Genomic DNA, 23,793 nt, shown 5'->3' with positions numbered 1-23,793 from the left:
CCCGTAAAATGACACGATGAACGAAACCGCTGCTCTGTCCCCCGACCACGCCGCCATTCTCGAAGCGACCCACCACTGGCTCACGCGCGCCGTAATCGGCCTGAACCTCTGCCCGTTCGCGAAAAGCGTGCACGTGAAGGACCAGATTCGCTACGTGATCAGCGAGGCGACAGATCTGGAAGGTGTCCTCATCGATCTCGAACGCGAATTGCAAACGCTGGCTCAAGCCGATGCCGCGGATATCGACACGACGCTCCTGATCCTGCCCCACGCGCTGGCCGACTTCGCCGATTTCAATGACGCGACCTGGTTTGCCGAGCGCCTCGTGCAGCAGCTGCGGCTGGAAGGCACGCTTCAGGTCGCGAGCTTTCACCCGCAATTCCAGTTCGAGGGTACCGAGCCCGACGACATCGAGAACTACACGAACCGCGCGCCGTATCCGATCCTGCATCTGCTGCGCGAAGCGAGCATCGCGCGCGCAGTCGAGGCGTTCCCCGACGCCGCCGACATCTACGAACGCAACCAGGAAACACTGCGCAAGCTCGGCTTCGAAGGTTGGCAAGACTGGATGAGCAAGCGCGACTGACGCCGCGCTGCCCGCAGCTTCAGCCTTCGATTGCCGCTTCGGAGGCCGCCTCGCCCTCGTCGGCGAAAAAGCGCTCGCGCAGGTCCGCCAGCCCGAAAGTCTCGAGAATCTCGTTGAGCCGCGCCGCCGGACGGCGCCGCGGCAAATCCTTGTACTGGGCGATGATGAGTTCGTTCTTCATCGAATGCTCCCAGCCCACCAGTTCCGTCACGCTCACCTGATAGCCGTGCGCCTCGAGTTGCAGACAGCGCAGCACGTTGGTGATCTGGCTGCCGAATTCGCGCGTATGCAGCGGATGGCGCCAGATCTCCGTGAGCGCCTGGCCGAGCGACTTGCCCTTGTTGCGGCGCAGCACCCCCGCCACTTCAGCCTGGCAGCACGGCACGACCACGATGTAGCGCGCGTGCTTCTTGAGTGCGAAGCGCAGGGCGTCGTCGGTGGCGGTATCGCAGGCATGCAGCGCGGTCACCATATCGACGGTCGGCGGCAGTTGCGGCGAGGTGATCGAATCGGCTACCGACAGGTTCAGGAAGGACATCCCGCCAAAGCCCAGCCGTTTGGCCAGCTCCTGCGAATGCTGCACAAGCTCGTCGCGCGTCTCAATGCCATAGATGTGTGACCTGTCGCGCTGATCCTTGAAGAACAGGTCGTAGAGAATAAAGCCCAGATAGGACTTGCCCGCACCGTGATCGACGAGGGTCACGTCGCGGCCATCCTGCTTGAGGTCCTTGAGCAGCGGCTCGATGAACTGGAACAGGTGATAGACCTGCTTCAGCTTGCGGCGGCTGTCCTGGTTCATCTTGCCGTCGCGCGTCAGGATGTGGAGCTCCTTGAGGAGTTCGACAGACTGGTTCGGACGGACTTCGTAAGTCTTGCTGGACATCGGCGTGATCGGATGAAAGGCGTGGTATGTCGCGAAACGTGCGACAGGCGACAGACGGGTTGCAGTATTTCTGTCATTTTACGAAAAAAGCGAGTCGAGGCTGCCGAACCCATAAGAGCAGCCAGTGTCGTAATAGCGTCCAGGCACGCTGACCCACGTGCGGACAGGAGGGAGGGGTTGAATAGAAGAGACACGAGGATTTTCGTCCCCGATGCCCAAAAAAGGACCAAAACGTAGCGCGACCGGCAGGCAACGAATCGACAGGCGCGCATTGGGAGGTCGCACCAGGAGTGCCGGTTGCGACGAATCAGGCTGGCGCAGTCCTCGCTGCGCGAAGAGCGCTCGACGCTGTACGGCCTTGCATGGGGCATGCAATGAATACGATACCTGACGGAAACGCAGAGCAAAAATTCCAGGAACTGCTTACGAAACTCGTCACGGTTCCCGACTGGACGGAAAAGCAGCAACTGGAGCTGGAAATGGCGCGCGACATCTCGGTGGAGATGCTGCGGGTCGCGGAAAGCATGCGCGACGGCCCTTCGGATCTCGAGACCTGCCTGATTCTGCTGAAGTACGCGAAGGTGCTCGATTTCGTGATGTCGGCGCTGGCTTCGCGCCGCGATATCAAGCCACAAACGCTGCGCGTGATTTTCAAACTCGCAGGCCTCAAGGTCGACGAGGCCTATCCGGGGTGAAGCCGATGTAAATCTGACGTGCACCCGGCGTGGCAGCCAGGCCGCCGACGCCGATACTCGACACCCACACGGGCCGTTAGCGGCCCGGCTTCTTCTTTTTTGCCAACGCTTTTTCCCGCCGCTGGTTCACGCTGCGCGCACCTTGAGGCGCCACAGCGACGTCAGTTCGGCTGCGCGCGCACGATAGAGCGGATCGGTGGGATCCGACGCTTTCGGGTGCCGCGGGCGAATGTCCTCCCGACCCACTACTTCGAGTCCTGCCTGCACGATCATCTCGATGAGCGATTCGCGCGTGCGCAGCCCGAGATGCTCCGCGAAGTCGGACAGAATCAGCCACCCCTCGCCGCCCGGTTCGAGATGATCCTTGAGGCCGCCGAGAAAGCCGAGCAGCATGCGGTTCTCAGGATCGAACACGGCGTACTCGATGGGCGAAGCGGGCCGCGCCGGCACCCACGGCGGATTGCAGACAATGAGCGGCGCGCGCCCCGCCGGGAACAGATCCGCCTCGACGACCTCGACCTGCGCGGCGTAGCCGAGGCGGTCAAGGTTCTCGTTCGCGCAAGCCAGCGCGCGGACGTCCTGATCGGTCGCGACTACGCGCTTCACGCCGCGCGAGGCGAGCACGGCGGCGAGCACGCCCGTGCCCGTGCCGATGTCGAAGGCCTTTTCGAGCGACGGCAGCGGCGTGCGCGCGACGAGATCGACGTATTCGCCGCGCACCGGCGAGAACACGCCGTAGTATGGATGAATGCGCGCCCCATTCAGCGCCGCGATCTCGACGCCCTTCTTGCGCCATTCGTGTGCGCCGACCAGGCCGAGAATTTCACGCAGCGACACCGCGGACGCTTCGCCATCGGCCGCGCCCCACGCCTCTTCGCACGCGAGTCGGACGTCGGGTGCGCGGCGCAGGTTGATGCCGTAGTCGCCTTCGAGCGGAATCAGCACCATGCCGAGCGTGCGGGCGCGCTGCGCCTGCGCCTGGCGATGCAGATGAAACGCTTCGAGCGGTGAGGCAGGCGCCTTGGGCGGTGCACCCTTGCGCGGTTTGCGCTCGGCACGGCGCGCCATGGCCTGCAGCAGTTGACGCGCGTTCTGATAGTCGCCGTGCCACAGCAGCGCGGTGCCTTCGCAGGCAAGGCGGTACGCGGCGTCCGCAGTTGTGCGATCGTCGGCGATGACCACGCGTTTGGGCGCCGGCACGCCAGCCTCGGAGCGCCAGCGCACCGTGCGCGGGCCTTCGGTGTCGGGCCAGGTGAGAGTGGGATGTTCAGTCATAGTCGGATATTCGGTGCGGCGGGCCAGTTCGTCGATTCGTACCGGGCCCGCGGGTGGGCGCCGCGGGGCGCCATCATATAGCAGAGCGATGCGGCACGTTCCGCCGTGTTGCCATCGCAACGATGATCGCTCAGACGGGCGGACGCGTCGACTCGGCCAGACGGTGTAAGACGAAACGCACGCGCCCGGCAGTAAAATGTGCGCCGACCGCGCCCCGCCAGCCCACGCCCACCCGCTCGAGACCATGCCACGAACCACCCAGCAGACCCGCCGCGCGCGCAAACCGCGCACGCGCCGCGCCGGCGCCGGAGGTGGGCTCGACGAAGGCTTTTACGCCGAACTGCTGCATATCGTCGGGTTGCGGGAGAGCGTTTCCGGCGTCAGACGCACCGTCGCGCGACTCGCGCCGCACGATCGTTTGCCCGGCGCGTTGATCGAACTCGCGCTGTCGCGCCTCGCCGCCCGCGAGGGAGAGCGCCAGAGCGAGGCACCGGAGGCCGACCACTTCGAACTCGCGCTTCGGCTTTGCATCGCATGGATCAGCCGTCTCGTTTTTCTCAAGGTGCTCGAAACGCGTCTGTTGACCCTCCATGGCGGCGATGTGGCCTGCGCGTTCCTGAACGCCCAGCAGATCCGCTCGTTCAGCGATCTCGACGCGCTGTGCGACGCCGTACTCGGCGCCGGTGACGACACGCCGCCGGCACGCTTCGCTCGCCTTCCCCGCTTCGAAGGTGCGCTCTTCGCGCCGCAAGACCTGGACCGTAGCCTGCTCGGCATGAGCGCGCTCGACGATCGCGCCACGCTGCCTCTTTTCACGGCGACCGTGCTCCGCGATGCGAACGGACAGCGGCACACGCTTGCGTATCTGCTCGACTTTCTCGCGGCGTTCGACTTCTCCGCCGGTTTAATCGCGCGAGAACGAGGCGCGGCGAACAGGCCCTGCCTCGACGCCTCATCGCTCGGGCTCGTCTTCGAAAAGCTCAACGGCTACCGCGACGGCGCCTGGTACACGCCAGGCAGCGTCGCGATGCAGCTCGCCCGTCCCGCCGTCACCGAAGCGGCGCTCAATCGCCTGAATCGCGCCAGGGGCTGGTGCTGCACGAACGTCGATCAGCTATCCGAACTGATCGGCACATCGATCGAAAACCGCGACGAAGCGCGCGCGATTCTGGACTCGCTGCGCATCTGCGATCCCGCCGTGGGCTCGGGGCATCTGCTCGTTTCGGCGCTCAACGAGTTGCTGGCGCTGAAAGTGCGCCTCGGCTTGCTGGACGCGCAGGACCGCGAAGCGCTCAGCGCGTGCCGCATCGACGTCACCGCGGACCGGCTGTGCGTCACGCACGCAAATGGCGAGCCGCTCACCCGCGAGCGCGATGGCACAACCATCCGCAAGATCGAAGCCGCGCTCTTTCGTGTCAAGCGGGACATCGTCGAGCACTCGCTTTTTGGTGTGGATATCAAGCCGGATTCGGTCGGCATGGCGCGCCTGCGGCTGTGGATCGAACTGCTCGAACACGCGGATTTTACCGCTACGCTGCCGAATCTCGAGACCAACCTCAAAGCAGGCAATGCGACGCTCAGCCGTTTCGACTTCGATACGCCGCTGCGCGGCTACGCTGAGCCCGTGGCGAACTATCGCGCCAGCGCGGCTAGACTGCGGGCGACGGCTACAGCCGCGGCGAGGCGCGCCGAAATCGCCCGATGCGCGCAACTGCGCGACACGTTGCACAACGCCCTCGCGAACCACCAGGCCGACACGCCGGCCGAAGAAGCCGAGGCGTTCGAATGGCGCATCGAATTCGCCGAACTCCTCACAGGCGAAGGCGACTTCGAGCGCTTCGACGCCGTCATCGCGAATCCGCCCTATATCGACTCCGAGCGCATGATCAACCAGGGCCAGCGCGCGCTGCGCGAGCGGCTGGCGCGGCGCTGGCCGAGCGCGCGGGGCAACTGGGATCTCTACATCGTGTTCATGGAACTGGGCCTCGCGCTCCTGAAGCCCGGCGGCGCGATGGCGTATCTCACGCCCGACAAGTGGCTCTCGAAGCCCTTCGGCAATGCTTTGCGCGCACGGCATCTGGACAAGATCGAACGCATCGTCAGGCTCGGGCGCGACGTGTTCGAGCAGGCGCGCGTGGATTCGATCATCACGCTCTTTCGCGAGTCCGGCACGCCCGCCATCGCGACCGCGCGCATCGACGGCGAGACACTCACCGAGCTGGCGCAAACCGACAAGCGCACGCTCGAGACGCCATGGCCGCTCGACGCATTGCTCTCCCCGCACGCCGCGTTCGTGCAGCGGTTCGCCGGTGCGCGCGCGACACTCGGTTCGCTGCTGCCCTGCGAAAACGCCTGTGCGACGTCGGACGCCTACCGGCTCGCGCCCCTCGTCGAGGCGGCCGATGGCCGTTTCCTGCCGGACCGTCACTACCGTGTGGTGAACACCGGCACGCTCGGGCGCTATGTCTCGCGCTGGGGCAGCAAGCCGATGACCTATCTCGGGCGACGCTACGACGCACCCGTGGTCGAACGCGAGCGTTTCGCGTCGACGTTCACGAACGGCTACGGCGCGAAAGCCAGGGCGAAAAAGGTGATCGTGAAAGGCCTCACACGGCTCGACGCGACGCTCGATCTCGCTGGCGACACGATCCCCGGCAAGACCACGCTGATCCTGCGCGCTAACGACGAGAATCTGCTGAAGTTCGCGGCGGCGTTGCTCAATTGCCCGCTCTCGGTGTTCCTGATCCGCGCGAAGTACGGCGCGTCGAGCTACAACGGCGGCGTGGCGTTCACGACAGCGATGATCGACGCCTTGCCCGTGCCGGGCGGCGCTTCGGTGCGCAGCGAAGTGGCCGACTGCGTGACCCGCTTGCTGCGCACCGGGCGGACCGGATGCGAATCCCCGGAACTGGACGACATCGCGCGCGAGATCGATCAACGCCTCTACGCGGCATTTGGCCTGTCGCCTCAGGAGATCGACCTCGTGGAAGGCCGCACCGGCACGATGGCGCGCGAAGCAAGCTGAGCGCGCAGCGCAGCGACGGCGTCCCGGCGAGTCGGCTAGTCTTGCTCATCCTCGCGCAGGGCAGACATCATGGAACGGCTTCGCCTCTTCAGTGCTTCCGACGAGAGCAGCGTGCTGACGCTATCTATCGCTACGACGTTGGTGATCGCCCTCATCGGCATTCTGTTCGGCCTGATTTCCGGCTCGTTTTCGATTGTGTTCGACGGCGTCTATTCGCTCGTCGACGCGAGCATGAGCGCGCTCGCGCTCGCCGTCGTGCGCCTGATCACCTCCTACGCGGTCAACGTCGACCTGCCGCGCAAATGGCGCGAGCGCTTCACCATGGGCTTCTGGCATCTCGAACCCATGGTGCTCGGGCTCAACAGCACGCTGCTCGTGGGCGTGGCCGTCTACGCTCTGATCAACGGCGTCACCAACCTGCTCTCCGGCGGCCACGAGCTGCACTTCGGTCCTGCCCTCGTCTACGCCGTGCTCACCGTCAGTGCCTGCGTGGCGATGGCGGTGTTCGAATCGCGCGCGAACCGCCGGATCCACTCGGATTTCCTGCGCCTCGATATCAAGTCGTGGATCATGTCCGCGGGCATCACGGCGGCGCTCCTCGTCGCCTTCAGCGTCGGCTATGCGATTCAGGGAACGGCGTGGGAACGCCTCACGCCCTATGTCGACCCGGCGGCGCTCGTGATGGTGTGCGTCGTGATCATTCCGATTCCGCTCGCGGAAATCCGCCAGGCCCTGCTGGATGTGCTGCTCGTGGCGCCCGCGGATCTCAAGCAGCATGTCGATGCCGTCGCGAAACGCTTCGTCGAGCGCTACGCCTTCGAGTATTACCGCGCTTATGTCGCGAAAGTGGGCCGCTCCCGCGAAATCGAGCTGTATTTCGTCGTGCCGCCCGGCATGCCGGCAAAGCGCATCGCCGAATGGGATGCGATCCGCGACGAAATCGGCCGGGCCATCGGCGGGGACGAGTCGCACCGCTGGCTCACGATCATGTTCACGAGCGATCCGGAATGGGCGGAGTGAGGAATCTGGCGGGCGCGGGCGCAGAAAGAACAAAGGGTTACGCGAAATTCACGTAACCCTTTGTCTTGAATGTGGTGCCGGCTGCAGGACTCGAACCCGCCACCTGATGATTACAAATCAACTGCTCTACCAGATGAGCTAAGCCGGCGTAGCCCGCTATTCTACTTCATTTAACGATCTTGAGGTGGCCCTTGCCGCCCTTGTTGCCGCCATCGTCATCTTTGTCGGCGGCGCGCGTCGCGACCGGCGCGGCGGGTTCCTCGGCAGGTTCGTCGCGCACTGCATGCGCCTCGTGCGCTTCGGCTTCTTCGTGGTCCTCGGAGGACAGCACGTCGTCGGCGTCGCCGGGCGGAGACTCGACGGGGAACGCCATGCCCTGGCCGTTCTCGCGCGCGTAGATCGCGAGCACGTTCGACACCGGCACCTCGATCTTGTGCGACTTGCCAGAGAAGCGCGCGTGGAACTCGATCATCTCGTTGCCCATCTGCAGCTGGCTCGTCGCCTCGAAGCTGATGTTCAGCACGATCTCGCCGTCACGCACGAACTGGCGCGGCACCCGCGTGCGGTTGTCGACCCGCACCGCGATATGCGGCGTGAAGCCGTTGTCGGTGCACCACTCGTACAGCGCGCGCAGCAAATACGGCTTGGTGGAAATCTCTTGCATCAACAATCCTTTCACGAGGCGGCATCCACACCCACGCTGTGCACGCCGCCTCTGTTACCTGCAACCGCCAGGATACTGCTTAACGACGCATGACCTTTTCAGACGGCGTCAGCGCTTCGATGTACGCCGGACGGCTGAAAATGCGCTCGGCATACTTCATGAGCGGCGCGGCATTCTTCGACAGCTCGATGCCGTAGTGGTCGAGGCGCCACAGCAGCGGCGCGATGGCGACGTCGAGCATCGAGAATTCTTCGCCCAGCATGTACTTGTTCTTCAGGAAGATCGGCGCGAGCTGCGTGAGGCGGTCGCGGATCGCGAGGCGCGCCTTCTCGTGGTTCTTCTCGGCGGCCTTGCCCTTCTCGTTTTCGAGCGTGCTCACGTGCACGAACAGTTCCTTCTCGAAGTTGAGCAGGAACAGACGCGCGCGAGCGCGCTGGACCGGGTCGGCCGGCATCAGCTGCGGATGCGGAAAGCGCTCGTCGATGTACTCGTTGATGATGTTCGACTCGTACAGAATCAGGTCGCGCTCGACCAGAATCGGCACCTGACCGTACGGATTCATCACGGCGATGTCTTCCGGTTTGTTGAACAGGTCGACGTCGCGGATTTCGAAGTCCATGCCCTTTTCGAACAACACCAGCCGGCAGCGCTGGGAGAACGGGCAGGTAGTGCCGGAGTACAGAACCATCATGATTTACATTTCCTCAATAAACCCAAAAGGCCAGCGGGCGAAAAAACCGTCTGACGGTCCCTGAACCGTCAGACGGCATCTCGTCGCACCGGCCCCACGTCGGTCAGGACGTGCCTATTTGATATCTTTCCAGTACGCAGCGTTCAATCGCCACGCGAAAAAGCTCAAGACGCCGAGGAACAGGAGCACCCACACGCCAAGCTGCCTGCGGGTTTTCTGCTCGGGTTCGGCCATCCAGCCGAGGTACGCCACCAGGTCGGCCACGTCGGCATCATAATCCACCGGCGAGAGCGTTCCGGGCGTGACCTGCTGGAACCCCGCAAAGCGACGGACCTTTTCCCCGGTTTCCTCGTCCGTCGTGTCCTCGAACTTCGCCATGCGGATGCCCTGCAACTGCCACAGCACGTGCGGCATGCTCACGTTTTCGAACACCAGATTGTTCCAGCCGGTCGGCCGCGTGTCGTCGCGGTAGAAGCTGCGCAGGTACGTGTACAGCCAGTCGCGCCCTTTCGCCCGCGCTTCCACGGAGAGGTCCGGCGGCGCCACGCCGAACCACGACTTGGCGTCGTCCGGGCGCATCGCGATGGACATCGTGTTGCCGACCTTGTCGGTCGTAAACAACAGATTATCTTCGATTTGCTTCTGCGGAATGCCGAGAACCTGCAACCGGCTGTAGCGCATCAAGTTCGCACTATGGCAATTCAGACAATAGTTTACAAACAATTTGGCGCCGTGTTGCAGCGAAGCAAGATTTTCGCCGTTATCGGGAGCGCGGTCGAGCGGAATGTTTTCCTGCGCCGCTACTGATCCGACCCCAAAGACACATGAGAGCGCCAGCGCGGCCAAGCCGGCCCGGACGCCGGCAGCCCGTATGCTCACCTTCGCGAGCGTCGAAAAAAGAGAACGTTTCGTCATATCTTCCTCGCTCGTCAATTAATGGGGCTTGAACCGCACGCGCTCGGGCGGCTGCTTGAAAGTGCCAAGCGGCGTCCAGAACGGCATGCCGAAGAAGAAAGCGAAATAGACGAGCGCACAGATCTGGGCGATCAGCGTGGCCGCCGGCGATGGCGGCTTCGTGCCGAGGAACGCGAGCGTCAGGAACGCCACCACGAAGATGCCGAGAAACACCTTGTGGAACAGCGGCCGGTAGCGGATCGACTTCACCGGCGAGCGATCGAGCCACGGCAGGAAGAAGAGCGAGATCACCGCCGTGCCCATCACCACCACGCCCCAGAACTTCGACTCGGTGAAGTACATCGCGAGGATCACGAGCACTGCCAGCACCGGCAGCCCGGCGCGCCATTTGCCGCGGGCGCGCACGAGCGCGAGAAGCCCGAGCAGCGCGATCACGATCATCAGCACGATCTTGAACGGGTCAGTGGTGGCGCGCAGCATCGCGTAGAACGCCGTGAAGTACCAGACCGGCGCGATTTCGGGCGGCGTCTGCAGCGGGTTGGCCGGCACGAAGTTGTTCGACTCCAGGAAATAGCCGCCCATCTCCGGCGCGAAGAACACGATCGCCGCGAAGATCATCAGGAAGATGCACACGCCCATGAAGTCGTGCACCGAGTAGTACGGATGGAACGGGATGCCGTCGAGCGGCACGCCGTTCGCGTCCTTCTTCGCCTTGATCTCGATGCCGTCCGGATTGTTCGAGCCCACTTCGTGCAGCGCGATGATGTGACAGATCACGAGCCCGACCAGCACCAGCGGAATGGCGATCACGTGGAACGCGAAGAAACGGTTCAGCGTGACGTCCGACACCACGTAGTCGCCGCGAATCCACAGCGAGAGGTCCGGGCCGATGAAGGGAATCGCCGAGAACAGGTTCACGATCACCTGGGCGCCCCAGAACGACATCTGGCCCCAGGGCAGCAGGTAGCCGAAGAACGCCTCCGCCATCAGGCACAGGAAGATCGCGCAGCCGAAGATCCACACGAGCTCGCGCGGCTTGCGGTACGAGCCGTACAGCAGCCCGCGGAACATGTGCAGATACACGACCACGAAGAACATCGAAGCGCCTGTGGAGTGCATGTAGCGGATCAGCCAGCCCCACGGCACCTCGCGCATGATGTACTCGACCGACGCGAACGCAAGCGTCGCATCGGGCTTGTAGTTCATGGTGAGGAAAATGCCGGTGATGATCTGGTTCACCAGCACGAGCAGCGCGAGCGAGCCGAAGAAGTACCAGAAGTTGAAGTTCTTCGGCGCGTAGTACTCGGAAGCGTGAGCGCGCCAGCTCGCGGTCATCGGGAAGCGCTTGTCGATCCAGCCTTGCAGCCCGGTCGTTTCCACCACGTCCTTTTCGGTTCCCGTCGCCATCACGCTTCTCCTTTTTCGTCCTTGCCGATCACGATCTGCGTCGGGGACGCGAACATGTAGCGGGGAATGTCGAGGTTCTGCGGCGCCGGCTTGTTCTTGAACACGCGGCCGGAGAGATCGTAGGTGGAGCCGTGGCACGGGCACAGGAAGCCGCCCGGCCAGCTGTCGGGCAAGTTCGGCTGCGGGCCTTCCTGGAAGCGCGGCGTCGGCGTGCAGCCCAGATGGGTGCAGACGGCCACCGCCACGAGAATGTTCTGATGCTCGGCGCGCGAACGGAATTCGTTCATGCAGTACTCCGGCATCGGCATCGAGAACGGGTGCTCGGAGTTCGGGTCGGCTAGATCGGGATTGGCCTTCTTCACGTCGGCCATCATGCGATCCGTGCGGTTCAGGATCCACACGGGCTTGCCGCGCCAGGCGACGGTCATCATCGAGCCGGGCTGAAGATTCGTGATATCGGCTTCGACGGGCGCGCCGGCGGCGCGGGCTTTTTCGGATGGTGCAAAGGAACCTACGAAAGGTACGACAGTGGCCACGCCTCCAATGCCACCTGCTACGGACGTCGCAATCAGCCAGGTTCGGCGGCTGCCATCGACGCGGTCATTCTCGTTGTCTCGCATCACATCGCCCCACTTCTGAGTTGGATTTTTCCGTCACGCCAGCTTACCCGCGGTGCTGCCGAACGCTAGTTTGCTCGAATGGAGTTGGCATTTACAAGGGGCGCTCTCGAAAAAGCCTCGGAAGTCCTTGATATCTCGGGGTTTTCCCGCAGAAAAGAGGGCCACTTTCTTTTCAGTTTGTAAATGCCTCATGAATAAAACGATGCTGCGCCACGACAATTTGCGCCGAATACGCAATCAAACGGGATTGTCGATATCGATGAAAAGATGCTCGATGTTGAAGGCTTCCGAGAGGTGCGCGCCAACCGCCTGCACACCGAAGCGCTCGGTCGCGTGGTGGCCCGCGGCGAGGAAGGCCACGCCGCTTTCCGCCGAAGTGTGCGTGGTCGGCTCGGAGATCTCGCCGGTGAGGAAGACGTCGGCGCCGGCGTCGATCGCAGCCTCGAAGAGACTTTGCGCCGCGCCCGTGCACCAGGCCACGCGGCGCAGCTGCCAGTCGGGGTCGCCGAGCACGAGCGGCGTGCGGCCGAGCGTCTGTTCGACCTCGGCCGTAAAGTGCGCGAGCGTGATCGGCATGGGCAGCGTCGCCATCCAGCCAAGATCCTGGTCGCCGAAGCGTTGTTCGCCGATCCAGCCGAAGCGGGCGCCCAACTGCGCGTTGTTGCCGAGTTCGGGATGGCTGTCGAGCGGCAGATGGTAGGCGAACAGGTTGATGTCGTTCGCGAGCAGCGTCTTCAGGCGACGGTACTTGCGGCCCGTAATTTGCGGTGCTTCGTTCTTCCAGAAATAACCGTGATGCACAAGCACCGCGTCGGCACCCCACTCGAGCGCGGCTTCGAGGAAGGCGAGCGAGGCGGTCACGCCCGTGGCGATCTTCTCCACGCGCCGCCGCCCTTCGACCTGCAGGCCATTGGGGCAGTAGTCCTTGAACCGCGCGGATTCCAGAAGATTGTTCAGATACAATTCCAGTTCGATCCGATCCATATAATCCTCTAATCTTCAGATGCTTAGACGCTTTTGGCTGTTCTTCGCCCAGGCGGTGACGGTCCTGCTGGCGTTGATGTTCATCATCGCCACGCTCAAACCGCAGTGGCTGCAGCACCAGGGGCAGTTCGGCAAGCAGCTTGCCGAACCGATCGTCGCACTGCGGGAAGTGGCGCCAGGCATCGGTGGAGGCGCCGCCCAGGGCTCCTATGCGGACGCCGCCCAGAAGGCCATGCCCGCGGTCGTCAACGTGTTCTCGAGCAAGGATGGGTCGCTGCCGCCCGATCCCCGCCAGAACGATCCGCTATTTCGCTACTTCTTCGGCGATCGCAACAAAAACCAGAAGCAGCAGGAGCAGCCTGCCGCCAACCTCGGTTCGGGCGTCATTGTCAGTCCGGACGGTTACATTCTAACGAACCAGCACGTAATCGACGGCGCGGACCAGATCGAAATCGCGCTTTCCGACGGCCGCACCACCAACGCAAAGGTGATCGGCATCGACCCGGAAACCGATCTCGCGGTGCTCAAGATCAATCTGCCGAACCTGCCCACCATCACGCTCGGGCGCATGGACCAGACGCGCGTGGGTGACGTCGTGCTCGCCATCGGCAACCCGTTCGGCGTGGGCCAGACGGTCACGATGGGCATCATCAGCGCGCTGGGCCGCAATCACCTCGGCATCAACACGTTCGAGAATTTCATTCAGACCGATGCGCCGATCAATCCGGGCAACTCGGGCGGCGCGCTCGTCGACGTGAACGGCAACCTGCTCGGCATCAACACCGCCATCTACTCGCGCTCGGGCGGCTCGCTCGGCATCGGCTTCGCGATTCCCGTTTCCACGGCACGCAGCGTGCTGGAGAGCATCATCACCTCGGGCTCGGTCACGCGCGGCTGGATCGGCGTGGAGCCACAGGACGTGACGCCGGAGATCGCCGACTCGTTCGGGCTGAAGGAGAAGTCGGGCGCGATCGTCGCGGGCGTGCTGCAGGGTGGCCCCGCCGACAAGGCCGGCATCAGGCCCGGCGATGTCCTGACCTCGGTGAACGGTGAGTCCATCACCGACACCACGCGCCTTTTGAACGTCATCGCGCAAATCAAACCGGGCACCGACGCGAAGATCCACCTCGTGCGCAAGAACAAGGACATGGATCTCGACGTACTGATCGGCAAGCGCCCGCCGCCACCGAAGCAGCCGGCCCAGGAAGACGGCGAGGGCGACGACGGCGGTTGATATCTCACCGCAGGCGGGGCGTCGTGCCCTGCCCGCGCCGGACTCACAACCGGAAAACGAAAAGGCCGCGAACGTGGGTTCGCGGCCTTTTGCTTTCCTGCGGCCTTTCTCCGCCAAGCCAGCGGGGCTAGCTCGCTGCCTGACTCTCGTCCGAGGGCTTCTTCTCGCCCGTGCCGATGAAGATGCGCGCCGCGATGATGCCCGCCTCGTAGAGGAGGATGAGCGGCAGCGCGAGAATAAGCTGCGAGAACACGTCCGGCGGCGTCACCACCGCCGCGACGATGAACGCGCCGACGATCACGTAGGGCCGGATCTGCTTGAGCTTCTTCACAGTGACCACGCCCATGCGCACGAGGAGCACGACGATGATCGGCACCTCGAAGGTCACGCCGAACGCGATGAACATGGTGAGCACGAAGCTCAGGTAATTGTCGATGTCGGTCGTCATCTCCGCGCCGAGCGGCGCGTTGTAGTGCGCCATCACGCGGAAGATGGTCGGGAACACCACGAAATACGCGAACGCCATGCCGCACAGGAAGAGCGTGTAGCTGCTTGCCACGAGCGGCGCGACGAGCTTCTTTTCGTGCTGGTAGAGGCCTGGGGCGACGAACGCCCAGATCTGGTAGAGCACGACCGGCAGCGCGATCACGAACGCCACGAGCATCGTGACCTTCATGGGTACGAAGAACGAGCCAGTCACGTCGGTGACGATCATCTTGCCGTCGCGCGGCAGGTTCTGCATGAGCGGGCGCGCGAGAAGCCGGAATATGTCGGGCGCCCAGTACACGAGCCCGACGAACACGACAATCACGGCAATGCCTGCGCGAATGATACGGTCGCGCAGTTCGACGAGATGGGAAATGAAGGTCTCTTCAGAGCCTTCTTCCAGTTTTTGCTGGGGGTCGCTCACACCGGCCCTCTGTTGGAAATGGACGTGCGCAAAGGCGGATCCGCGTCAGAAGAACCGCGTGGGCCGGCGCAGGCTCGCCGGCGTGTGCTGCGCCACGCGTGCAGCGCCCGATTGCACCCGCGTGCGGCGCAGCGTGGCGCGTTTGTACCAGACCGGCGCGGCGCCCTGCTTCACGCGCCAGTTCTTGCGCTTCGCGCCGCTTGCGCCTGCGTTGCCGGAGCGCCATCCCGATTGCGTGGCGACGGCATCCGCGGCATTGGCGGCGGCGTCTTCGAGGCTGGCAGGATCCGCGCCGCCTGCGATGCTCGGCGACACCGACGTGCCCGCGTTCCACGCGTCGTTCAACTCAGTTTCATGCTTGCGCAGATTGTCCTGAACGTTCTTCTCGACGTTCTGCGCCGCCGTTTCGAACTCGGTCTTCATGCGGCGCAACTCGTCGAGTTCGATCTCGCGCGTGACTTCCGCCTTGACGTCGTTGATATAGCGCTGTGCGCGACCGAACAGCGCGCCGGCGGTGCGGGCGACCCGCGGCAGCCGCTCCGGCCCGAGAACGACCAGCGCGACGACGCCGATCAGCGCCATCTTGGTTAAACCGAGATCGAGCATGAATGGAGTTTTCCGTCAGCCTTGGCTGCCTTGATGGAAACGAGCGGGAAACATGCGGAAAAACCGGTGGCGGCGGAAAAAACGGCTGCCACGCGTTTTAGCGGTAGTCGTTCGAGCGCTGCGTCTTGTCCTTGGCTTCGACGTCGACTGCACCGCCGTCGGCCGGGAGTTCGCGCTTTTGCGTGTCGGCGCCGGCGCCTTCGTTCTCGCGCATGCCTTCCTTGAAACCCTTCACCGCACCGCCCAGATCGCTACCGATATTGCGCAGCTTCTTGGTGCCGAAGACGAGCGCAACGATCAACAAGACGATCAGCCAGTGCCAGATGCTCAACGAACCCATGATTGACTCTCTCCTTAACCCCGCCGCCGCGCGAGGTGCGCGACGCGATAAATTGTGCCTGTTCGATGTTGCATGGTCGTGGCGTGCGACCCTTTAGCGCGACGCTTTAGTGTGACTCACGCCATCCGTCATTTATACCGACTTTCACCGCCGCCGGCACTCAGCCCATGCGGTGCCACGGACGCGGCCCAGCCAGCAAATGCGCGTGCAGATGGTAGACCTCCTGCCCGCCGCCCGGCCCCGTATTCACTACCGTGCGAAACCCGGTTTCACCGCCCGTGTACGAGACGCCCAGCTCTTTGGCGAGTCGTGCGACCAATACAAACATTCTACCAAGCAGCGGTGCGTCGTTTTCACTGCAATCGGCAAGGGTGGGAATATGCTGACGCGGAATCACGAGGACGTGGGTTTCGGCTGCAGGCCGGATGTCGCGGAAGGCGACGAACTCTTCGTCCTCGTACACCCGCGTGCTGGGAATATGGCCATCGGCGATCTTGCAGAAGAGACAGGTGCTGCGGTCGTGACTCATGGTGCTCCTGGTGAGCAAAGCCGCACGCGCCCCCGAAAGCCCTCAGAACCAGGCGCGCGGGTTGTGCAGCGGCTTGTTGTCGTACAAGTACAGCCAGCCTTTGATGATACGGTACAACGTCCAGATTGCGACAGCCCACAATATTGGAATGCCGACCAGCACGAAGATGAGCACGCCGCCGATCAGATGGCCGGCCAGCCCGAGCCAGAACGTGCGGATTTGCCACGTGAAGTGCTGCTCATAGGGCGTGCCGAGCGCTTCGTCGCGTTTGAGGTAATTCAGGATGATGGCCACCAGCACCGAAATGCCGCCGGTCAGCCAGTAGACCGCATAGAGCGCGTACAGCACGTGCGTGAAAGTCCGCAGGCTGCGTAAACGGTCCGCGTCGACGCCGTTGCGGTACGATGGGGGCGGGTAGTCGCCGGACGTGGACATGTCGTTCATCTCCCTCTGTGGAGCGCTGTGCGCAGCGTAGAGCCTCAGTCGCCGTTCTCTTCGCGCTCGCGGCTCTTGCGCAGCGCCTTTTCCTCGAGACCCGAAAGGCCTTCGCGGCGTTCGAGTTCCGCGAGCACGTCGGCGGGACTCAGATCGAAGTGCGAGAGCGTGACGAGGCAATGGAACCACAGGTCGGCCATCTCGCCGACGAGCGCCTTCGGTGCACCGCCCTGGCGCACGTCCTTCGCGGCCAGCACGACCTCGGTCGCCTCTTCGCCGACCTTCTTGAGCACCGCGTCGTCGCCCTTGTGAAAGAGGCGCGCGACGTAGGAGGCGTCCGGGTCGCCGCCCTTGCGGCTGTCGATCACCGCCGCGAGGCGCAGCAAGGTGTCGTTGGTGTTCAGTTGCGTCATTTGTAGATGTGTTCGGGGTCTTTCAGCACCGGGTCGACGGCGACCCAGCGGCCTTCGTCGACGGTGCCTTCGAATTGCTGGAAAAAGCACGAGTGGCGGCCCGTGTGGCACGCAATACCCGAGACCTGCTCGATCTTGAGCAGCACGACGTCTTCGTCGCAGTCGAGGCGGATGTCACTCACGTGCTGCACATGACCCGATTCCTCGCCCTTGAACCACAGGCGCTGGCGCGAGCGCGAGAAGTACACGGCGCGGCGCAGCTCGACCGTCTTCGCGAGCGCTTCGCGGTTCATCCACGCGAACATCAGCACGTCGCCGGTGGTGGCTTCCTGCGCGATCACGGGCACGAGGCCGTTGGCGTCCCAGTTGACCTTGTCGAGCCAGTTGGCATTGGCGAGGTCGTTGTCGGGTTTGCCGGTTTGAGTATTGCTCATCGCGTTACATCCTCACCGAAATGCCCTGGTCGGCCATGAAGCGCTTCGCCTCGCCCACCGTGTGCTCGCCATAGTGGAAGATGCTCGCGGCCAGCACGGCGTCGGCACGGCCCTTGACGATGCCGTCCGCGAGATCCTGCAGGCCGCCCACGCCGCCCGAGGCGATCACGGGAATCGGCACCGCGTCGGACACCGCACACGTGAGGTCGAGGTCGAAGCCGCTCTTCGTGCCGTCGCGGTCCATGCTCGTGAGCAGGATTTCGCCCGCGCCCAGCTCGGCCATCTTGCGCGCCCATTCCACGGCGTCGATGCCTGTGGCCTTGCGCCCGCCGTGCGTGAACACTTCCCAGCGCGCGGGTTCGCCCGGCGCCGACGTCCGCTTCGCGTCGATGGCGACGACGATGCACTGCGAGCCGTATTTGTCGGCGGAATCGCGCACGAGCTGCGGATTGGCGACGGCCGAGGAGTTCATGCTGACCTTGTCGGCACCGGCGTTGAGCAGGCGCCGCACGTCCGCCACGGCGCGCACGCCGCCGCCCACGGTGAGCGGAATGAAGACCTGCGAAGCCACCGCTTCGATGATCGGCAGGATCAGGTCGCGCTGGTCGGAGGTCGCGGTGATGTCGAGGAACGTGAGTTCGTCGGCGCCCTGGTCGTCGTAGCGGCGCGCGATTTCGACGGGGTCGCCCGCGTCGCGCAGTTCGACGAAATTGACGCCCTTGACGACGCGCCCGGCGGTCACGTCGAGGCAGGGGATGATGCGTTTGGGTAGAGCCATGATCTTGCCGAAGTTGCCAGTCGGTGTGTGTGCGGCGAGCACCTTTCGCGAGAAGGCTGCCGGCCCCGGTTCGGGCGCGGCGCGCAGCCCATTGTCGCGCGCTTTACGCCGTGCCTTGCGCCCTGAAGCGTAATTATCCCGCGCGAGCGCCGGTCCCCATGGAGATGGCGGCGCAGCGCCAAAAACAAAAGGCCTCCCGTGACGGAGGCCGGCATGCGACGCCTTACGCGTCGTCCGATTCGCGCAGGCTGTCTGCGCGCGTTTGCGCGGCGGCGAAATCGAGGTCGCCCGAGTAGATCGCGCGACCGCAGATCACGCCTTCCACGCCTTCGTCCTCGACCTCGCACAGTGCGTCGATATCGCCGAGGTTGGACAGCCCGCCGCTCGCGATGATCGGAATCTTCACCGCGCGCGCGAGGCGCACCGTCGCTTCGATGTTGATGCCCTGCAGCATGCCGTCCCGGCCGATGTCGGTGTAGATGATCGATTCGACGCCGTAGTCCTCGAACTTGCGTGCGAGGTCGACGACTTCGTGACCGGTGAGCTTGCTCCAGCCGTCGGTCGCGACCTTGCCGTCTTTCGCGTCGAGGCCCACGATGATGTGGCCCCCGAATGCGGTGCACGCTTCCTGGAGGAAGCCCGGATTCTTGACGGCGGCGGTGCCGATGATCACGTAGGACAGGCCGTCGTCGAGATAACGCTCGATCGTGTCGAGGTCGCGGATGCCGCCGCCGAGCTGCACGGGGATCTCGTCGCCGACTTCGCGGATGATCTCGCGAATCGCGTCTTCGTTCTTCGGCTTGCCGGCGAACGCGCCGTTGAGGTCGACGAGGTGCAGGCGCCGCGCGCCGCGCTCGACCCAGTGTCGGGCCATGGCCGCCGGTTCCTCGGAGAAAATCGTCGCCTGGTCCATATCGCCTTGTTTGAGGCGCACGCAGTGACCGTCTTTGAGATCGATGGCCGGAATCAGCAGCATAGCTTCGGGTGTGTCTGGGAATGGGGTTGAAGTCTGCAGCGCCGGCGGAAAAAAGGCCCGATCCGACGCCGTTTCGCTAGTTTAGTACAACTCTTTCGGCAGCCTTGCCGACGCAAATCTAATGCCGCGGCGCTCGTGCGCGAAGGCGGCTGCGAGCGTCAGCGCCGCAGGAAATCAGGGGTTCCAGTGGACGAAGTTGCGATAGACGCGCAAGCCCGCAGCGGCGCTCTTTTCCGGGTGGAATTGGGTGGCGAAGATGTTATCCCGCGCCACTGCCGAGGTAAAGGCCGCGCCGTACGGCGTTTCGCCCACGGTGTGCGACGCATCCGCCGGAACCACATAGTAGCTGTGCACGAAGTAGAAGAAGCTTTCGTCGGGCACACCGTCCCACAGGGCGTGCGCACGCGCCTGGCGCACGCGGTTCCAGCCCATTTGCGGGACCTTGAAGCGCGAGCCGTCGTCCTGCAGCTGGCCTTCCAGATCGAAGCGCACGACCTTGCCGGGCAGCAGGCCCAGGCCCTTCGTGTCGCCTTCCGCGCTCCAGTCGAACAGCATTTGCTCGCCCACGCACACGCCCATGAGCGGCTTCGTGCGCGAGGCTTCGAGCACCGCGTCCTGCAGGCCCGACTCGGCGAGGCTGCGCATGCAGTCGGGCATCGCGCCCTGCCCCGGCAGCACCACGCGGTCGGCGGCACGGATCGCCTCGGGACGCTCGACGATGGCCACGTCGGCTTCCGGTGCGGCCTGCCTCAGCGCCTGGGCCACCGAACGCAGGTTGCCCATTCCATAATCCACAATCGCAATTGAAGTTTTCATCTCGAATCCGGCCTGCTCAAAAGGCCTTGCCCTTGGCTGTGTGGCGCAGGTGCGCCGCGATGTGCCCTGATCTGCCTTCGAAGCCGTCAATGTACGCCAGTCGGCGCGTGCGAGCCCATAAGCCAAACGGCTAATGTGGCGCGCACGCCGCATGGGGAGGCCGGCCCCGCCTCGGCGCGCTCGAAGTCCTGCTCCGGCATGCGCCTGGCACAGTGCGCGTAGCGCGGCCCGCCTTCTGGTCGGTGAAAGGCGTCGCTTAGAGGCTGCCCTTCGTCGACGGAATCCTGCCCGCCTGACGTTCGTCCAGTTCGGCGGCCTGGCGCAGCGCGCGGCCGAATGCCTTGAACACGGTTTCCATCTGATGGTGCGCGTTGAGGCCGCGCAGGTTGTCGATGTGCAGCGTCACGCCGGCGTGGTTCACGAAGCCGCGGAAAAATTCGATCGACAGGTCGACGTCGAACGTGCCGATGCGCGCACGCGTGAACGGCACGTGGAATTCGAGGCCCGGACGGCCCGAGAAGTCAATCACGACGCGCGAGAGCGCCTCGTCGAGCGGCACATAGGCGTGGCCGTAGCGGCGAATGCCCTTCTTGTCGCCAATGGCCTGCGCCACCGCCTGGCCGAGCGTGATGCCGACGTCTTCCACCGTATGGTGGTCGTCGATATGCGTGTCGCCATGCGCCTCGATCTCGAGATCGATCAGACCGTGTCGTGCGATCTGGTCGAGCATGTGGTCGAGAAACGGCACACCGGTCGCGAGCTTTTGCTCGCCGGTGCCGTCCAGATTGAGTTTCACGCTGATTTGCGTTTCGCTGGTGTTGCGAACGACTTGCGCGACGCGCATGGCAATTTCCTTCAGACAGCCCGTAACAGGAGAGTGGGAGAACGAAGCATCGGCCTAACGGAGCACGAGCTTCAGGGCAGCGAGCAATTGCGCGTTTTCGTCGGGGGTGCCAACGGTCAGGCGCACGCAGTTCGCAAGCAATGGGTGCATTTTACCCACGTTTTTGATCAGAATCCGGGCAGACAGCAGCGTGTCAAAAACCGCGGCCGCGTCGGGCACGCGCACGAGCAGGAAATTGCCAGCGCTTTCGAACACCTCGGCGCCAGGCAGCTTCGCCACTTCAGCGGCCAGCGTCGCACGTTGCGCGCGCAATTCGGCGGCCTGCGCATCGAGCACGTCGACATGGTCGAGCAGCAGATCGGCCGCCGCCTGCGTGAGCACGTTCACGTTGTAGGGCGGGCGCACCTTGTCGAACTCGTTGAGCCAGGACGGACGCCCGGCCAGATAGCCGAGGCGGATGCCCGCGAGCCCGAGCTTCGACATCGTGCGCATCACGACCACGTTGTCGAACTCGCCCGCGCGCGGCATCCAGCTTTGCATCGCGAACGGCTGATAGGCCTCGTCGATCACCACGAGGCTCTTCGCCTCTCCAGCCGCCGCGATCACGCGCTCGATGTCGGCGTCGTCGAACAGCGTGCCCGTGGGGTTGTTCGGGTAGGCCAGCCAGATCACGGCGGGCGTGTGCTCCGCGATCGCCGCGAGCGTCGCTTCGAGGTCGAGCGTGAAGTCGGCCTTGAGCGGCACGCCGACGAACTCCAGCTGCGCGAACTTCGCCGACATCGCGTACATGACGAAGCCCGGCACCGGCGCGAGCACCTTCGCGCCCGGCTTCGCGCACGCCATGGTGATCATGCTGATGATCTCGTCCGAGCCGTTGCCGAGCAGCACGTCGCAGTCGGCGGGCACGCGCATCGTCTCCTTGAGCTTCGCGATCAGCGCCTCGGGGCGCGGCGCGGGATAGCGGTTGAGCGCGACCGCCGCGAGGCGTTCGCCCAGTTGCGCGGCCAGATCGGCGGGCAAAGGAAACGGGTTCTCCATGGCGTCGAGCTTCACGAAACCGGAAGCGTCGGGCACGGGGTAACTCGTCATCGCGAGCACGTCGCGACGGATGATGTCTTGTGGTGTCGTCATGTCGAAAGGCGGCTCGCGAAAAGCGGGGCCGCCGGCACGGGCAGCTCGGCGAGCCGGCTGCCCTGGTTATCGTCGTGGTCTCTGCTGCGTGCGGGTCAAACTGAAGGTCGAACTGCTGCGCCCCGCGCACTCGCGGGGCTTACCGTCGCGCAGCGTCTCCTTGCCACGCGGCGGCTCGTTCAACCGGTTTCTGCCAGTTGCGAGGCGCGCCTTACACCTGCTTCATGCGGAATTCGGCACTGCGCGCGTGGGCTTGCAGGCCTTCGCCGTAGGCCAGCTCGGCCGCGATCTCGCCGAGCGTTTGCGCGCCTTCCGCGCTCACCTCGATGAGGCTCGAGCGCTTGATGAAATCATAGACGCCAAGCGGCGACGAGAAACGTGCGGTACGAGACGTAGGCAGCACGTGATTCGGCCCCGCGCAGTAGTCGCCGAGGCTTTCGCTCGTGTAGCGGCCAAGGAAGATCGCGCCCGCGTGGCGGATTTCGGCGCCCCACTTCTGCGGCTCCAGCGCCGAGATCTCGAGGTGCTCCGGCGCGATCTCGTTGGCGATGGCGCAGGCCTCGGCCATGTCGCGCACCTTCACGAGCGCGCCGCGGTTCGTAAGCGACGTGGCGATGACTTCGGCGCGCGGCATGGCGGGCAGCAGCTCGTCGATGGCGTCTTCCACGCGCTTGATGAAGCTCTCGTCCGGGCACAGCAGGATGGACTGTGCGAGCTCGTCGTGCTCGGCCTGCGAGAACAGGTCCATGGCCACCCAGCGCGGATCGGTCGTGCCGTCGCAAATCACGAGGATTTCCGAGGGGCCCGCAATCATGTCGATGCCTACCGTGCCGAACACGCGGCGCTTGGCCGAAGCGACATAGGCGTTGCCCGGGCCGCAAATCTTGTCGACGGCGGGGATCGTGTCCGTGCCGTAGGCGAGCGCCGCCACCGCCTGCGCACCGCCGATCGTGAACACGCGATCGACGCCGCCGAGCAGCGCCGCCGCAAGCACGAGCGGGTTCTTCACGCCGTCGGGCGTGGGCACGACCATGATGATTTCGCGTACGCCCGCGACCCGCGCGGGAATGGCGTTCATCAGCACGGACGACGGATACGCGGCCTTGCCGCCGGGCACATACAGGCCCACGCGGTCGAGCGGCGTGACCTTCTGGCCGAGCACCGTGCCGTCGGATTCGGTGTACTGCCAGCTATGCGAGCCGCACTCGATGCGCTGCTTCTCGTGGTAGCCACGCACGCGCGCCGCCGCCGCTTCGAGCGCCGCGCGCTGCTTGGGCTCGAGGCTCTCCAGCGCCGCTTCGAGTTCGCTGAACGGCAGTTCGAGCGCCGCGACGCTCGGGGCGGCGAGGCGGTCGAAGCGGTTCGTGTAGTCGAGCACGGCGGCGTCGCCGCGCGCCTTCACGTCGGCGAGAATCTGCGCGACGGAGCGCTCGATGGCCTCGTCCTCGCTCGCCTCGAAGGCGAGCACCGCGTGCAGCGCCTGCTTGAAGCCTTCGGCGCCGGAATCGAGTTTGCGCATCGTGATAGCCATGCTGGTATCCATCCGTTACGTTGTGCGCGCCGCGCGGTTCGAGGCGCACTG

Annotated in this window: 26 protein-coding genes and 1 tRNA gene; 5 read left to right on the top strand and 22 right to left on the bottom strand. The window is 64.4% G+C overall.

What is annotated here, in order from left to right; all coding sequences use genetic code 11:
* Positions 1-16: 16 nt before the first annotated feature.
* Positions 17-586 carry a DUF1415 domain-containing protein gene (locus AB4Y44_RS36510; RefSeq protein WP_368702235.1) on the top strand — a complete coding sequence of 190 codons (570 nt, stop codon included), beginning with the start codon at positions 17-19 and terminating at the stop codon, positions 584-586.
* A 19-nt stretch (positions 587-605) separates the two neighbouring features.
* On the opposite strand, the gene AB4Y44_RS36505 is transcribed toward AB4Y44_RS36510, so the two are convergent.
* Positions 606-1,469 (bottom strand): SAM-dependent methyltransferase, encoded by an 864-nt coding sequence (locus tag AB4Y44_RS36505; RefSeq protein ID WP_368702234.1) that lies wholly within the window; start codon positions 1,467-1,469, stop codon positions 606-608.
* Positions 1,470-1,843: 374 nt separating this feature from the next.
* Between AB4Y44_RS36505 and AB4Y44_RS36500 the strand changes: the two genes are divergently transcribed.
* Entirely contained in the window at positions 1,844-2,164 is a 321-nt protein-coding gene (locus AB4Y44_RS36500; RefSeq protein ID WP_028206633.1) for a hypothetical protein, read from the top strand.
* A 126-nt stretch (positions 2,165-2,290) separates the two neighbouring features.
* Here AB4Y44_RS36500 and AB4Y44_RS36495 read toward each other — a convergent pair whose 3' ends face one another.
* On the bottom strand, positions 2,291-3,439 hold the full coding sequence (locus tag AB4Y44_RS36495) for a methyltransferase (protein ID WP_368702233.1): 1,149 nt from the start codon (positions 3,437-3,439) through the stop codon (positions 2,291-2,293).
* 244 nt (positions 3,440-3,683) lie between these two features.
* Here AB4Y44_RS36495 and AB4Y44_RS36490 point away from each other — a divergent pair, with 244 nt between their 5' ends.
* Positions 3,684-6,464 (top strand): N-6 DNA methylase, encoded by a 2,781-nt coding sequence (locus tag AB4Y44_RS36490; RefSeq protein ID WP_368702232.1) that lies wholly within the window; start codon positions 3,684-3,686, stop codon positions 6,462-6,464.
* A gap of 69 nt (positions 6,465-6,533) precedes the next feature.
* Positions 6,534-7,484 carry a cation diffusion facilitator family transporter gene (locus tag AB4Y44_RS36485; RefSeq protein ID WP_368702231.1) on the top strand — a complete coding sequence of 317 codons (951 nt, stop codon included), beginning with the start codon at positions 6,534-6,536 and terminating at the stop codon, positions 7,482-7,484.
* A gap of 72 nt (positions 7,485-7,556) precedes the next feature.
* Here AB4Y44_RS36485 and AB4Y44_RS36480 read toward each other — a convergent pair.
* The 7 genes from AB4Y44_RS36480 to AB4Y44_RS36450 all read right to left on the bottom strand — a co-directional run bounded on the left by AB4Y44_RS36480 (position 7,557) and on the right by AB4Y44_RS36450 (position 12,765).
* A tRNA-Thr gene (locus AB4Y44_RS36480) sits at positions 7,557-7,632 on the bottom strand.
* Between the two features lie 18 nt (positions 7,633-7,650).
* A complete protein-coding gene (locus AB4Y44_RS36475; RefSeq protein ID WP_368702230.1) occupies positions 7,651-8,148 on the bottom strand; it encodes a ClpXP protease specificity-enhancing factor in 498 nt (165 codons plus the stop codon).
* 79 nt (positions 8,149-8,227) lie between these two features.
* Positions 8,228-8,839: a glutathione S-transferase N-terminal domain-containing protein gene (locus AB4Y44_RS36470; protein ID WP_027797364.1), complete on the bottom strand. Its 612-nt coding sequence runs from the start codon at positions 8,837-8,839 to the stop codon at positions 8,228-8,230.
* A 114-nt stretch (positions 8,840-8,953) separates the two neighbouring features.
* On the bottom strand, positions 8,954-9,754 hold the full coding sequence (locus tag AB4Y44_RS36465) for a cytochrome c1 (RefSeq protein WP_368702229.1): 801 nt from the start codon (positions 9,752-9,754) through the stop codon (positions 8,954-8,956).
* Between the two features lie 18 nt (positions 9,755-9,772).
* The gene (locus tag AB4Y44_RS36460) at positions 9,773-11,161 is read right to left on the bottom strand and encodes a cytochrome bc complex cytochrome b subunit (protein ID WP_368702228.1); all 1,389 of its coding nucleotides are present in this window, start codon (positions 11,159-11,161) and stop codon (positions 9,773-9,775) included.
* The gene (gene petA, locus AB4Y44_RS36455) at positions 11,161-11,781 is read right to left on the bottom strand and encodes a ubiquinol-cytochrome c reductase iron-sulfur subunit (RefSeq protein WP_368702227.1); all 621 of its coding nucleotides are present in this window, start codon (positions 11,779-11,781) and stop codon (positions 11,161-11,163) included. The genes AB4Y44_RS36460 and petA overlap by 1 nt, the downstream gene beginning before the upstream one ends.
* A gap of 237 nt (positions 11,782-12,018) precedes the next feature.
* Positions 12,019-12,765: a Nif3-like dinuclear metal center hexameric protein gene (locus AB4Y44_RS36450; protein WP_368702226.1), complete on the bottom strand. Its 747-nt coding sequence runs from the start codon at positions 12,763-12,765 to the stop codon at positions 12,019-12,021.
* A 19-nt stretch (positions 12,766-12,784) separates the two neighbouring features.
* Here AB4Y44_RS36450 and AB4Y44_RS36445 point away from each other — a divergent pair, with 19 nt between their 5' ends.
* Complete coding sequence (locus AB4Y44_RS36445; RefSeq protein ID WP_342924278.1) at positions 12,785-13,999, top strand: Do family serine endopeptidase; 1,215 nt, start codon at positions 12,785-12,787, stop codon at positions 13,997-13,999.
* A 127-nt stretch (positions 14,000-14,126) separates the two neighbouring features.
* On the opposite strand, the gene tatC is transcribed toward AB4Y44_RS36445, so the two are convergent.
* From tatC to hisD, 13 genes are all read right to left on the bottom strand, one after another.
* Positions 14,127-14,909 carry a twin-arginine translocase subunit TatC gene (tatC, locus tag AB4Y44_RS36440; RefSeq protein WP_321927841.1) on the bottom strand — a complete coding sequence of 261 codons (783 nt, stop codon included), beginning with the start codon at positions 14,907-14,909 and terminating at the stop codon, positions 14,127-14,129.
* 45 nt (positions 14,910-14,954) lie between these two features.
* A complete protein-coding gene (tatB, locus tag AB4Y44_RS36435) occupies positions 14,955-15,515 on the bottom strand; it encodes a Sec-independent protein translocase protein TatB (protein ID WP_342924277.1) in 561 nt (186 codons plus the stop codon).
* A gap of 97 nt (positions 15,516-15,612) precedes the next feature.
* On the bottom strand, positions 15,613-15,855 hold the full coding sequence (tatA, locus tag AB4Y44_RS36430) for a Sec-independent protein translocase subunit TatA (RefSeq protein ID WP_342924276.1): 243 nt from the start codon (positions 15,853-15,855) through the stop codon (positions 15,613-15,615).
* Positions 15,856-16,015: 160 nt separating this feature from the next.
* On the bottom strand, positions 16,016-16,384 hold the full coding sequence (locus AB4Y44_RS36425) for a histidine triad nucleotide-binding protein (RefSeq protein WP_342924275.1): 369 nt from the start codon (positions 16,382-16,384) through the stop codon (positions 16,016-16,018).
* Positions 16,385-16,426: 42 nt separating this feature from the next.
* On the bottom strand, positions 16,427-16,819 hold the full coding sequence (locus AB4Y44_RS36420; RefSeq protein ID WP_028206579.1) for a membrane protein: 393 nt from the start codon (positions 16,817-16,819) through the stop codon (positions 16,427-16,429).
* 44 nt (positions 16,820-16,863) lie between these two features.
* Entirely contained in the window at positions 16,864-17,232 is a 369-nt protein-coding gene (locus AB4Y44_RS36415; RefSeq protein WP_110388464.1) for a phosphoribosyl-ATP diphosphatase, read from the bottom strand.
* The gene (hisI, locus tag AB4Y44_RS36410) at positions 17,229-17,666 is read right to left on the bottom strand and encodes a phosphoribosyl-AMP cyclohydrolase (protein WP_028206577.1); all 438 of its coding nucleotides are present in this window, start codon (positions 17,664-17,666) and stop codon (positions 17,229-17,231) included. The genes AB4Y44_RS36415 and hisI overlap by 4 nt, the downstream gene beginning before the upstream one ends.
* A 4-nt stretch (positions 17,667-17,670) precedes the next feature.
* A complete protein-coding gene (hisF, locus tag AB4Y44_RS36405; RefSeq protein ID WP_342924273.1) occupies positions 17,671-18,444 on the bottom strand; it encodes an imidazole glycerol phosphate synthase subunit HisF in 774 nt (257 codons plus the stop codon).
* A 223-nt stretch (positions 18,445-18,667) separates the two neighbouring features.
* Positions 18,668-19,420, bottom strand: a complete 753-nt coding sequence (hisA, locus tag AB4Y44_RS36400) for a 1-(5-phosphoribosyl)-5-[(5-phosphoribosylamino)methylideneamino]imidazole-4-carboxamide isomerase (protein ID WP_069268257.1) — start codon at positions 19,418-19,420, stop codon at positions 18,668-18,670.
* 174 nt (positions 19,421-19,594) lie between these two features.
* Positions 19,595-20,236: an imidazole glycerol phosphate synthase subunit HisH gene (gene hisH, locus AB4Y44_RS36395; RefSeq protein ID WP_254317689.1), complete on the bottom strand. Its 642-nt coding sequence runs from the start codon at positions 20,234-20,236 to the stop codon at positions 19,595-19,597.
* Between the two features lie 256 nt (positions 20,237-20,492).
* The gene (gene hisB / locus AB4Y44_RS36390; RefSeq protein ID WP_368702225.1) at positions 20,493-21,080 is read right to left on the bottom strand and encodes an imidazoleglycerol-phosphate dehydratase HisB; all 588 of its coding nucleotides are present in this window, start codon (positions 21,078-21,080) and stop codon (positions 20,493-20,495) included.
* A 54-nt stretch (positions 21,081-21,134) separates the two neighbouring features.
* A complete protein-coding gene (hisC, locus tag AB4Y44_RS36385) occupies positions 21,135-22,211 on the bottom strand; it encodes a histidinol-phosphate transaminase (protein WP_342924271.1) in 1,077 nt (358 codons plus the stop codon).
* Between the two features lie 211 nt (positions 22,212-22,422).
* A complete protein-coding gene (hisD, locus tag AB4Y44_RS36380; protein WP_342924270.1) occupies positions 22,423-23,742 on the bottom strand; it encodes a histidinol dehydrogenase in 1,320 nt (439 codons plus the stop codon).
* Between the last annotated feature and the right edge of the window lie 51 nt (positions 23,743-23,793).

The organism is Paraburkholderia sp. BR10937 (assembly GCF_040965695.1).
Taxonomy (GTDB): domain Bacteria; phylum Pseudomonadota; class Gammaproteobacteria; order Burkholderiales; family Burkholderiaceae; genus Paraburkholderia.
The sequence above is the reverse complement of the archived record's forward strand: the minus strand, read 5'-3'. Positions and strand labels throughout refer to the sequence as shown.

Coding starts and splice junctions, on each gene's coding strand:
- AB4Y44_RS36510 (WP_368702235.1), top strand. CDS start 17: ATGAACGAAACCGCTGCTCTGTCCCCCGACCACGCCGCCATTCTCGAA.
- AB4Y44_RS36505 (WP_368702234.1), bottom strand. CDS start 1,469: ATGTCCAGCAAGACTTACGAAGTCCGTCCGAACCAGTCTGTCGAACTC.
- AB4Y44_RS36500 (WP_028206633.1), top strand. CDS start 1,844: ATGAATACGATACCTGACGGAAACGCAGAGCAAAAATTCCAGGAACTG.
- AB4Y44_RS36495 (WP_368702233.1), bottom strand. CDS start 3,439: ATGACTGAACATCCCACTCTCACCTGGCCCGACACCGAAGGCCCGCGC.
- AB4Y44_RS36490 (WP_368702232.1), top strand. CDS start 3,684: ATGCCACGAACCACCCAGCAGACCCGCCGCGCGCGCAAACCGCGCACG.
- AB4Y44_RS36485 (WP_368702231.1), top strand. CDS start 6,534: ATGGAACGGCTTCGCCTCTTCAGTGCTTCCGACGAGAGCAGCGTGCTG.
- AB4Y44_RS36475 (WP_368702230.1), bottom strand. CDS start 8,148: ATGCAAGAGATTTCCACCAAGCCGTATTTGCTGCGCGCGCTGTACGAG.
- AB4Y44_RS36470 (WP_027797364.1), bottom strand. CDS start 8,839: ATGATGGTTCTGTACTCCGGCACTACCTGCCCGTTCTCCCAGCGCTGC.
- AB4Y44_RS36465 (WP_368702229.1), bottom strand. CDS start 9,754: ATGACGAAACGTTCTCTTTTTTCGACGCTCGCGAAGGTGAGCATACGG.
- AB4Y44_RS36460 (WP_368702228.1), bottom strand. CDS start 11,161: ATGGCGACGGGAACCGAAAAGGACGTGGTGGAAACGACCGGGCTGCAA.
- petA (WP_368702227.1), bottom strand. CDS start 11,781: ATGCGAGACAACGAGAATGACCGCGTCGATGGCAGCCGCCGAACCTGG.
- AB4Y44_RS36450 (WP_368702226.1), bottom strand. CDS start 12,765: ATGGATCGGATCGAACTGGAATTGTATCTGAACAATCTTCTGGAATCC.
- AB4Y44_RS36445 (WP_342924278.1), top strand. CDS start 12,785: ATGCTTAGACGCTTTTGGCTGTTCTTCGCCCAGGCGGTGACGGTCCTG.
- tatB (WP_342924277.1), bottom strand. CDS start 15,515: ATGCTCGATCTCGGTTTAACCAAGATGGCGCTGATCGGCGTCGTCGCG.
- tatA (WP_342924276.1), bottom strand. CDS start 15,855: ATGGGTTCGTTGAGCATCTGGCACTGGCTGATCGTCTTGTTGATCGTT.
- AB4Y44_RS36425 (WP_342924275.1), bottom strand. CDS start 16,384: ATGAGTCACGACCGCAGCACCTGTCTCTTCTGCAAGATCGCCGATGGC.
- AB4Y44_RS36420 (WP_028206579.1), bottom strand. CDS start 16,819: ATGTCCACGTCCGGCGACTACCCGCCCCCATCGTACCGCAACGGCGTC.
- AB4Y44_RS36415 (WP_110388464.1), bottom strand. CDS start 17,232: ATGACGCAACTGAACACCAACGACACCTTGCTGCGCCTCGCGGCGGTG.
- hisI (WP_028206577.1), bottom strand. CDS start 17,666: ATGAGCAATACTCAAACCGGCAAACCCGACAACGACCTCGCCAATGCC.
- hisF (WP_342924273.1), bottom strand. CDS start 18,444: ATGGCTCTACCCAAACGCATCATCCCCTGCCTCGACGTGACCGCCGGG.
- hisA (WP_069268257.1), bottom strand. CDS start 19,420: ATGCTGCTGATTCCGGCCATCGATCTCAAAGACGGTCACTGCGTGCGC.
- hisH (WP_254317689.1), bottom strand. CDS start 20,236: ATGAAAACTTCAATTGCGATTGTGGATTATGGAATGGGCAACCTGCGT.
- hisB (WP_368702225.1), bottom strand. CDS start 21,080: ATGCGCGTCGCGCAAGTCGTTCGCAACACCAGCGAAACGCAAATCAGC.
- hisC (WP_342924271.1), bottom strand. CDS start 22,211: ATGACGACACCACAAGACATCATCCGTCGCGACGTGCTCGCGATGACG.
- hisD (WP_342924270.1), bottom strand. CDS start 23,742: ATGGCTATCACGATGCGCAAACTCGATTCCGGCGCCGAAGGCTTCAAG.